This window comes from Microcella sp. (assembly GCF_033763155.1).
Taxonomy (GTDB): domain Bacteria; phylum Actinomycetota; class Actinomycetes; order Actinomycetales; family Microbacteriaceae; genus Microcella.
Window position 1 is genome coordinate 1 of sequence record NZ_JANRKZ010000251.1, and the last position, 5,814, is coordinate 5,814.

Genomic DNA, 5,814 nt, shown 5'->3' on the forward strand with positions numbered 1-5,814 from the left:
CAGCAAGCATTCGCGGTGCCTCCTAGAACGTCATGGTGAGACCGCCGTCGACGGTCACCACTTGCCCGGTTGTGTAAGTGTTGTCGCGCGAGGTCAAGAAGTCGACCACGGGAGCGATCTCGGCGGGCAGGGCAGCTCGGCCGAGCGGCAGCTTGCCGCTCTCCACCTACTGCTGACGGAATGCGTCGGTGTCGGTCTCGTCGGTGCCGTCGGGCAGCAGGCTCATGCGCGTGCGCACGAAGCCCGGGGCAACGGCGTTGGCGAGCACGCCATGCGCGGCGAGGTCGAGAGCGGCCGAGCGGGTCGCGGCTTCGAGGCCAGCTTTCGACACGTCATAGGCGAGGCAGCCGGGCTGGGCTTGCCGAGCATGCACGCTCGTAATTGTGACGATGCGGCCGAACCCCTGCTCGACCATGCCGGGCGTGAGCAGGCGCATGAGGTCGAGCGGGGCATCCAGATTCACGGCCCACACGGCGCGCCAGTCGTCGAAGTCGCTGTCGTGAATCGATCCCTGCCGAAAGATGCCGGCCACGGTGACGAGCACGTCGACGCCGCCCAGTCGCTCGGCCGCGATGGCGGCACCGCGCGCGCGGGCAGCGGGGTCAGCGAGGTCGGTGAGCACAACATCCGTGCCCTCTTCGCGGTCGAGGCCGATCACCTGGTCGCCGCGGGCGCGCAGCCGGTCGGCGATGGCCGCACCGATGCCGTTGGCCGCGCCGGTCACGATCGTGCGCAAGTGCGGGGTCGCGTGCGTCATGCTCTGTCTCCGTCGTTCGCGGTGGGTGAAGCAGATGAGGGGGCGCCGGATGCCCACCGCACGGTCAGCGCCACGCTCCAGTCGAGCGTGCCGCCCGGCGGCAGTCGCACGAGGTCGCTGTCGAACGCGGTGCCGGCGCCGTGCGGGGTCGACGTGGGTTCGATGCCGAGGGCGCGCACCTGCCCGTTCCAGGGGTGCTCGGTCGAGACGCCGAGCTCTTGCCAGAGCAACGCGTGGGGCAGGGCGGAGCCCTGCCACTCGACGAGCACGTCGACGTGCGAGCCGCGCGCGCCCACGCGCTGGGGCTGCACGCCCGCTAGCCCCGTGACGCGCGCCGGCGTCGCCCGGTCGACGACCGGCCACCGCTCGGCGGGGTCGCCCGGCCACGCAACCGGCGAACCGTCGGGCAGTCCGGCGTAGTCGAGCGGTCGCAGCCACGTGCCCGCGGGCACGTCGAGAAACAGCGGGCCGGCGAGCACATCGCCGCCCAGAATCAGGTGTTCGGCAATCACGAGCATGCGAGTGTCGGCGCCGGCGTTGTGCACGCGCGTGCCCACGGTCACACCCTCGTCGCTAAGCCGCCAGATGCGTTCGGCGCTCAGGCCCTCGCGGTCGGCCCAGCCGAGGGCGATCGTGTCGGCCGTCTGCGAGACCGCGAGCCAGGGGGCTTGCGAGGCCGCGCCGTGAAAACCCTCGCGCACGGCGGCCAGGGGGTTGGGTTGGCCTGCGGTCGGAAAACACAATTGCCAGCCGCCGCGCCAGCGCTCAACCCAGAGCGCTTCAGAATCCGCGGGCGCCGAGCCGGGCACCACAGCACTGGCCCAGGGAGTCGCGCTGAGCACAGGGCGCCCGTGCACGAGCAACTCGGTGAGCACGCCACCCTCGTCGGGCAGAACCACCGCGCTGATGCCGCCGCGCTGGAGGCGCACGGCCGGTTGCGCGGTCATCCCGAAACCTGCGAGAGGTTAGGGCGCGGCCACACCATCGCGCTGCTCGCTGAGGGCTTTGATGAGCGCGTTCTTGCCGTCGAGCACGACGTGCAACATGGCTTCGGCCGCTTTTTCGCCGTTGCCACCATTGATGGCACGAAAGACGGCGGCGTGGGTTTCGGCATCTTCAGAGAAGAGCTCGTCGTCGGCCGCGGTCGCTTGCTGCACCGTGAACGACGCATACATGAAGTCGGCGACGACGCTGCCGAACTGGCGCAGCAGCACGTTGTGCGAGGCGGCATAGACGGCGAGGTGAAACTCGACGTCGGCGTGCGCGTAGCCTTCGCGATTGGTCGAGTTGGCGACCATGTCGGCGAGGGCGTCGTCCATGCGCCGGAGGTCGTCCATCGACGCGCGGCCGGCGGCGAGGCGAGCGGCGGCGGGCTCCATGATCTGGCGCACCTCCACGAGGTTGCGCATGATTTCGTCGCCGCGGCCCACATCGCTGTGCCAGCGCAAGATGTCGCTGTCGAAGACATTCCAGTTCTCGGGCTGGCGCACGCGCGTGCCGATTTTTTGACGGATGTCGACGAGGCCCTTCGCGGCGAGCACCCGCATGCCCTCCCGCACCGAGGTGCGCGACACGCCAAATTGCTCGGTGAGTTCGGCCTCTTTCGGCAGCAAGTCGCCGGGAGCGTATTGCCCGCCAATGATCTGCCGGCCGACACCATCGATGACGCGGGCCTGCAGCCCGCGCATCGAATACCCCGCACCACGATCGAGGTCACCGCCCAGCTCTGCCATGCGTCGACCTCCTCGTGCCTAAACGGTTTCACTCACCTTATGGGGCACGTCGGGGCTTGTGTAAACACGCTCGTGGTCGATCGAAATTTCGACGTGACGCATGTAGGGCGCGAGGCCCTCGAGGTCGACCTCGATGCCCAGGCCGGGGGCATCCGGAGCCCGCACTTCACCGTTGGCGTCGGGGCGAATGTGGTTGCTCGAGATCGCGAGGGCAACCTCTTTGGGCTCGACCGGGTATTCGCAGATGCGGTGGTCGGCGAGCCCCGCAAAGGGCTGCATCGAGGCCGAGAGCGCGAGGTGCGAGGTGAACGTGTGGTTCACGTAGGTGGTGCCGTGCTGCACGGCGTGATCGGCCACGGCCTTCGACGGGCCGATGCCGCCGATGCGCGCCGCATCCACCTGAATGAAGCGCACGCCGCCATAGTCGATGAGGTTGGTCGCCATGTGCACGGTGTGCGCACCCTCGCCACCCGCGATGCCGACGGTGCGGGCGCGTGACGCGAGGGCAGCGTGAGCCACATAGGCGTGCGGCACGAACGGCTCTTCGAGCCAGGTCGCGTGAGCCTTTTCGAGGGCGTCGAGCCGCGCGATGGCCGCGTCAACGTCGTCGCCCCAAATCTGGCCCGCGTCGATGAGCAGCTGGGCGTCGTCGCCGAGCCCCTCGCGCGCGGCGGCCACGTGGTCGGCGTCGGCCGCGGCCGTGCCGGTGCCGTAGCTTCCCCAGCCGAACTTCACGGCGCGAAACCCGTTGCTGCGGGCGAGGCGCGCGCGGTCGAGGGTTTCTTGCGGAGTGTCGCCCATGAGCATCGAGGCGTAGGGCAGTTTTGCGTGGCTGTGGGTGTAGCCGAGCATCCGCCAGACCGGCTCGTCACGCATCTTGCCCAAGAGATCCCACAGGGCGATCTCGATGCCCGACCATGTGTGGCCCGCTTGCAAGAGGTCCATGCTGTTGCGGCCGACGAGTCGCGCCATGCGGTGAATGTCGTCGGGGCTGTCGAGCGTTTCGCCCATGACGGATGCCGCCACCGGTTGACACACCCCGTGCGACCGGGGGGTCACGAACGCGGCAATAGACGTGAGCGGCGATGCCTCGCACTCGCCCCAGCCCTCGTAGCCGCCCGCGGTGACACGAACGAGCAGCGCGTCTTGACTGCCGTCTGCCTCGAGGGTGATCTCGGGCATAGCAACGTAAAAGAAGTCGACGGATTCGATGATCATGTGTCGGTGGCCGCCTTCGCGATGGTCAGAGGTGCGTGCTCTCCGCCCGGGGGATCGGGGCTGAGCCCGTGATCGCCACCGTGCGATGCATCGTTACATCATACGTTACACCCCGACGCAAGCCCGCTCACGGTAACGATTGCATATACGATCTTGCGCACATTGCGTCTAGGTATGATGTAATGGCTTCACGACATGGCTCGGGCCATAGTGCGAAGAAACGAGACGATGATGTCGCAAACGCTAGAGAGCACCCTGGCCACGGCCGGGCGAGCCTCGCGTGCGCACGCTTGTTTCTCGCACACCTCTCGACCTTCGGCGGGTCTATTCGCTCGCCCGAAGCTCGCCGCATCACCGACGGCCCGGCGACGTGCCGTCAACGAGCGCGCGATTCCCGAAGCGGCCGGGTCTTCCCGGTCGTGTGCCCCGATAGGAAGGACACAGCAATGAAGACACGGAAGGTAGCGGCAATCGTCGCGACCGTCGGCCTCGTCGCCGGTCTCGCAGCGTGCGCGCCCGCCGAGCCGGCGGAAGAAGTCGGCGGCGAGCTGCTCGTGTGGGACACCGGAATTCTCGGGCGCACGCTCGAGAACGGTGACCCCGACCTCGAGAACTCGTTCATCGACCAGATGGCGGCCAAGTTCATGGAGGCCAACCCGGGTGTGACCATCGAGGTCGTGCAGCAGGGCGGCGACATCACCGCCAACAGCGCGCAGTTCCAAGCTGCCGCGATCGCCGGTGACGGCCCCGACATCCGCATTCAGTACGCGGGTGGCCCGACCATCTCGTTCGCTGACTTCTTCACCGACCTCGACCCGCTGCAGGGCCCTGAGGTTCTCGACAACCTCGCGGGTGTCAACGTCAACCGCGAAGGCTTCTCGGCCGACGGCCGCTTGCTCGGTATGCCCTACGGCGCTGGCAACCTCTTCACGGTGTTCCAGAACCACGCCGTGCTCGAAGAGGCGGGCCTCGACCCGAACGACCCGCCCGCAACGTGGGAAGAGATGCTCGCGAACGGCCAGCAGGTCGTCGACAACACCGACAAGAACGGCTTCTGGGTCGCGAACCTTGAGGGCTATGTCGGTGCGTGGGCCATCGCGGCTCTCGTTGGTGGTCAGCTCGGTGAGTCGGTCTTCACCCAGATGTACGCGGGTGAGATTCCGGTGGATGACCCCGCCATGGTCCGTGCCTACGAAGCGTTTGCTGAGTGGGGCGCCAGCGGCCTGACGAACCCCGACGCCGGCCAGGTGTCGAACGGTGAGTCGACGGCTGGATTCGTCAACGGCTCGAGCGCCTACTACCTCGTCGGTAGCTGGGAGAACAACAACATGCTCGACGCCTTCGGCGAAGACGGCGTGAGCTCGTTCTTCATCCCCACGCTCGAGGGCTCGGACTACCCGGCCATGGGTGCGGGTGGCCCTGAGATCGCTATCTCGATCTCGGAGACCTCAGAGAATAAAGAGCTCGCCGCTGAGTTCTTGAAGTTCTTGGCCCAGGCCGAGAACCAAGACGTCTTCGTTGAGCTCTACCAGACGCAGGGTTCGAACCACAAAGACGGTGACCCGTCGAAGATTCAGAACCCGCTGCTGCGTCAGCAGTTCGAGCAGCTGGCCCAGGCGACCGATGGCGTGACCTTCGCCTTCGACTCGGTCATGCCGCAGGCCACGATCGACCTCTTCTACCGCGTGAACGCCGGAGTCTTCCTCGGCAGCATCACGCCTGAAGACGCCGTCGCTCAGCTGAAGGCATCGTACGAAACTGAGATCGCAAACCAGTGAGCTCAGCTTCTCTGACCTCGCGCGTGGGCGCCGCTTCGGCGGCGCCCACGGGCGGGGCCCCCTCGCCCCGCAAGCCCGGAGGAATCCGCCGGCGTGACCGCATTGTCGGTCTGCTCGCTGTGCTTCCGGCCTTTCTCATCGTGGTCGGCTTCATGGCCTTCCCCGTCGCCTTCGCCCTGTTCATCTCATTCACGAAGACCAACGGTCTGAAGTATGAGTGGCGCTGGTTCGACAACTACATTGCGCTGCTGAACGACCCGATCGTGCACCAGGTGTTTCTCAACAACCTGAAGTTCCTCATCTCGGTGCCGCTCGTCATCTTCGTCGC

Annotated in this window: 4 protein-coding genes and 2 pseudogenes; 2 read left to right on the top strand and 4 right to left on the bottom strand. The window is 67.0% G+C overall.

The window, feature by feature from the left end; translation table 11 throughout:
- Positions 1-22: 22 nt before the first annotated feature.
- The 4 genes and pseudogenes from SFU54_RS10785 to SFU54_RS10800 form a co-directional block, all read right to left on the bottom strand.
- Positions 23-757, bottom strand: a pseudogene (locus tag SFU54_RS10785) (SDR family NAD(P)-dependent oxidoreductase).
- Positions 754-1,704 carry a hypothetical protein gene (locus SFU54_RS10790; protein WP_319016278.1) on the bottom strand — a complete coding sequence of 317 codons (951 nt, stop codon included), beginning with the start codon at positions 1,702-1,704 and terminating at the stop codon, positions 754-756. The pseudogene SFU54_RS10785 and the gene SFU54_RS10790 overlap by 4 nt, the downstream one beginning before the upstream one ends.
- 18 nt (positions 1,705-1,722) lie before the next feature.
- Positions 1,723-2,490, bottom strand: a complete 768-nt coding sequence (locus SFU54_RS10795) for a FadR/GntR family transcriptional regulator (protein WP_319016279.1) — start codon at positions 2,488-2,490, stop codon at positions 1,723-1,725.
- A gap of 18 nt (positions 2,491-2,508) precedes the next feature.
- Positions 2,509-3,708 (bottom strand): mandelate racemase/muconate lactonizing enzyme family protein, encoded by a 1,200-nt coding sequence (locus SFU54_RS10800; protein WP_319016280.1) that lies wholly within the window; start codon positions 3,706-3,708, stop codon positions 2,509-2,511.
- A 446-nt stretch (positions 3,709-4,154) separates the two neighbouring features.
- On the opposite strand from SFU54_RS10800, the gene SFU54_RS10805 reads away from it, so the two are divergent.
- Together SFU54_RS10805 and SFU54_RS10810 are read left to right on the top strand one after the other, a co-directional pair.
- Entirely contained in the window at positions 4,155-5,486 is a 1,332-nt protein-coding gene (locus SFU54_RS10805) for an ABC transporter substrate-binding protein (RefSeq protein WP_319016281.1), read from the top strand.
- Positions 5,487-5,509: 23 nt separating this feature from the next.
- Positions 5,510-5,814, top strand: a pseudogene (locus SFU54_RS10810) (hypothetical protein); the annotation flags it as partial.